Source organism: Actinomycetota bacterium (assembly GCA_035697485.1).
In the GTDB taxonomy this organism is placed as follows: domain Bacteria; phylum Actinomycetota; class UBA4738; order UBA4738; family HRBIN12; genus JAOUEA01.
In genome coordinates, this window is the sequence record DASSCU010000059.1 from 1 (window position 1) to 3,318 (window position 3,318).

Annotated in this window: 6 protein-coding genes; 4 read left to right on the forward strand and 2 right to left on the reverse strand. The window is 67.9% G+C overall.

The window, feature by feature from the left end; all coding sequences use genetic code 11:
• Positions 1-356: hypothetical protein (locus VFI59_15060; protein ID HET6715010.1), on the forward strand; the 356-nt coding region annotated here is incomplete at its 5' end.
• 178 nt (positions 357-534) lie between these two features.
• Entirely contained in the window at positions 535-807 is a 273-nt protein-coding gene (locus tag VFI59_15065) for a hypothetical protein (GenBank protein ID HET6715011.1), read from the forward strand.
• Positions 808-1,055: 248 nt separating this feature from the next.
• On the opposite strand, the gene VFI59_15070 is transcribed toward VFI59_15065, so the two are convergent.
• Positions 1,056-1,532 carry a hypothetical protein gene (locus VFI59_15070; protein ID HET6715012.1) on the reverse strand — a complete coding sequence of 159 codons (477 nt, stop codon included), beginning with the start codon at positions 1,530-1,532 and terminating at the stop codon, positions 1,056-1,058.
• Between the two features lie 190 nt (positions 1,533-1,722).
• On the opposite strand from VFI59_15070, the gene VFI59_15075 reads away from it, so the two are divergent.
• Positions 1,723-1,905: a hypothetical protein gene (locus VFI59_15075; protein HET6715013.1), complete on the forward strand. Its 183-nt coding sequence runs from the start codon at positions 1,723-1,725 to the stop codon at positions 1,903-1,905.
• 21 nt (positions 1,906-1,926) lie between these two features.
• Here the strand turns inward: VFI59_15075 and VFI59_15080 are convergent, their stop codons facing one another.
• A complete protein-coding gene (locus VFI59_15080) occupies positions 1,927-2,406 on the reverse strand; it encodes a DUF456 domain-containing protein (GenBank protein HET6715014.1) in 480 nt (159 codons plus the stop codon).
• Between the two features lie 401 nt (positions 2,407-2,807).
• Here VFI59_15080 and VFI59_15085 point away from each other — a divergent pair.
• Positions 2,808-3,318: hypothetical protein (locus VFI59_15085; protein ID HET6715015.1), on the forward strand; the 511-nt coding region annotated here is incomplete at its 3' end.

Consider the following 3,318-nt stretch of genomic DNA (forward strand, 5'->3'; position numbering starts at 1 on the left):
ACCGGGCGTCGGACGGCGGGCAAGTGTGGAAGACCGACACCTCGGGCTCGACCCAGGTGATCACCCAATTCGATTCGTCGACCGTCATCATCGGCGGGCATTTCCAGTGGGTCGCCCAGTCAGGCGGACAGCAGTGCGGCAACAATCAGCACCCGAACAAGAACTGCTTCAACCAGCCTCGTTTGGCGGCTTTGGACGCCGCGAACGGACGCGTGGCGACCTCGTGGAAGCCGCAGATCTGCTGCAAGTACACAGGGGTGTGGGGACTCGCGGTCCAAGGCGGGGCCCTGCATGTCGCGGGAGCCTTCACGAAAGCAGGAGGCCGGGCCCAATACCACTACGCTCGCTTCTCGTGAATCCCGCCCGTCGGTCCGACCTCGGGACCGAGTGGCCGATGTGACCATGCCGCGGGGCCGAATCCGCCCTCCGACACCACATCTCTGCAGGTCACCGCCCTAACGGGAGCACCGCAGACGCGTCCGGCTCCGCAAGCACGATGTCCTGCATGTCGCGGGCCGCGACTACGATGGGCTCGTGCGAGGCGATCGGGTGGAGGTGACAGTCGACGTCGGTAACGGCGTGCAGACCTTCGAGGTGACGGCGACTCGCGCCGGCCGCCGTGTCGAGGTGACGACCGGGCGCACCATCATCGAGGTGACCGAGGTGACGCGGGGCGGCTCGCCAGTCAGGACGGCCCGGTTCATGGCGTCGCGGGTGGTGGCGCTCGTCGAACAACCAGCCGAGCGTGTTGCCGCCGCCGGGGGGAATGCGCGGACCCAAGTCGAAGGCCAAGCGTCGCTTAATTAGTCGAAGCGAACCGGCGAATCGCCGGTCCGAAGCCGGACCATGTGGACGTTGCACGAGGTCGAGGGCCAGGAGACACGCTCACCGTGAAGATGGCCGGGCGACACGTTCCACATGACGGAGGGGCCGCAGGTCCAGGGATGGTGCGATGAGTTGGCCTTGACTCCCTATCCAGGTCCGACGTGACTCGGGAGAAGCACAGTCGGGCGCCCGGGTCTCTCCACAAGCAGGGCACCCAGACGCGTCTCGACCTAGAGCCTCCGTGGACGGAGGCGGGAGAACGACGAGGCCCGAGTCGAGTCGAGGTACTCCTCTCCGCGAGCGAGGATCTCGAGCTGTGCGCGTGATGGTCCGCCACCGAGGCGGGCGATCCGTCGGGCCTGCGCGACGAGGGCGTCGACCCCTTGGGGCTGGAGCTGCTCGGCGAGCAGGATCAGGTCGCCTCGCATCCTGACGGCCAGGTCCTCCGCCGACAGGTCTGCCAAGAGACGCTCCTTGGTGTAGCGGATCGGGGTGATGGTTTCGACCGCGTCCGTAGCGGCCTCGAGCACGGCCTCATCGACATCGCCTGCAGCCACGACGCACGCGATGAAGCTGGTCGCGCCGGCGAACATGCGGGTACTGAACGCCGTCGCCGACACCGAGTTGACCACGTTGCAGGGATGGACCCGATTGCCGGACGCTGTGCACTCGACGTACGTGCCGTGGTCCAGCCGTCGTCTGACCATACTCGCCATCGGCCCCTGCCGACCACGCCGACCCTGTCGGCGAAACATGCAGGACCGTGGTACACGACGGAACCGTCCGAACGGCTCGAGCGAAGGATCCCCATCAGCCGACGAGCGTATGAGGGTTCGGGCTCCTCACACATCGGGCGAAAGTGGGTCCCTTCCGTATCGAATGACTAGAGTTCCGCGGGTGGAGGGTGACGGCCGGGCGTCGAAGGATGGGATCCGCCGGTTCCTGGACGGACTGCGCACGCGAGCATCCGAGCGGCGGAAGCGGGCCCTCCGCAGAGCCGCGGCGGAGATGCAGCGCCGTGACCCGCATGAGGGCAGCATCTGGCGATCCGGCAAGGGCGGCGCCCATCACGACCGGTGACGGACCGGGCGCCTGCCGGGCTCAGGTCGCGAACACCGCTGCCGCCCAGATGCCGATCATCACCACGCCGGCTCCGAGCTGGATCGCGATGCCGAGCCCGACGTTCTTCAGCGCATCCCAGGTCGCACGCCACGCCGGTCCGGGGTGCCGGTGCCGAGCCAACTCGGCCACGAACACGCCCGCCGGGAACCCGATCAGGGCCCCGACGACCGGCACCACGAAGAAGCCGATCACGAGCCCCACGGCGCCGGCAGCGACCACCCACGCGGGAGCGCCCGCCGATGAGGCGCGCCGGGCGGGCAGCACGCTCGAGGCCACGATCCCCGCGGTCCCGACGGCGGCGAGGATCGCGAAGACGCCCCACGCACCCGGGCCGCCGCGCTGCGTCGCCCAGACGAACCCTGCGCCGATCACGAGGAGCAACCCGGGGAACACGGGGACGACGACACCCACGAGACCCACGAGCATGACGATCCCGACCAAGACCTCGAGCTCGGACACGCGGGCAGCCTAGCGGGCCACCCTCATCACCATCGGACCTAGGACCATCGGCCCACGAAGAATGGACCGATGCCGAGCGGAAGGGGGCGTCCGTCGCCCCCCGAAGACGTAGTCTTACCTCGGCCGAATGCCACGCGCTCGTCGATGCGAGGGCGCGGAAAGAGGCTGTGGCGCAGTGTGTATGAAGCCGTCACGTTTCACGTTGACGGTTGGTGCAACGAGGGGTAGCGTCCGGTGGAACTGGGGTCGGGAGGTCGAGAGTGAGGCGAACGACGCGCAGAGGTCAGATCGTGCTACTGCTGGCGGTGGGCATCGTGGGGACGATCGCACCATCCGCCCGGGCGGGTGTGCCCTCACAGCAAGCTGATGCAACCTGGATGGTCGATGCGAGGACGTGGGCGGTGGCCTCGGCGGGAGGCAGCGTGTGGGTGGGGGGCGTCTTCGATCGCTACCTCACTCCGACCAGAGGATCGGGACCGACGGCCAAAGGGTTAGCCGCATTCGATGCCTCCGGTTCGCCCGCGTCCGTCACACTGCCGAACCTGGGCTCGAGTCCCACGGTCTTCGACCTCTCCCTCGGACCCAACGGCACGCTCTACGTCGCCGGCAAGTTCTCCTACGCCTTCGGCGGGAAGAGCCGGCAGAACCTGGTCGGCATCAATCCCTCGAACGGCGCGATCGTGGCCGGGTTCTCGACCCCCGGGCTGAAGACCGTGCTCGCGACCTCCGACCGCGTTTACGCGGGCGGTAGGAAGCTCGAGGCCTACCGCCTCGACGGATCGAAGGACGGCTCCTTCCAGGCCGTGACCCCGAAGATCGATCCGTCGCTTCGTGGCCACGACACACCGAGCCAGTTCCGCGATCTCGTCTCCTACCAGGGCGACGTCATCGCGATCGGACAGTTCGATTTCA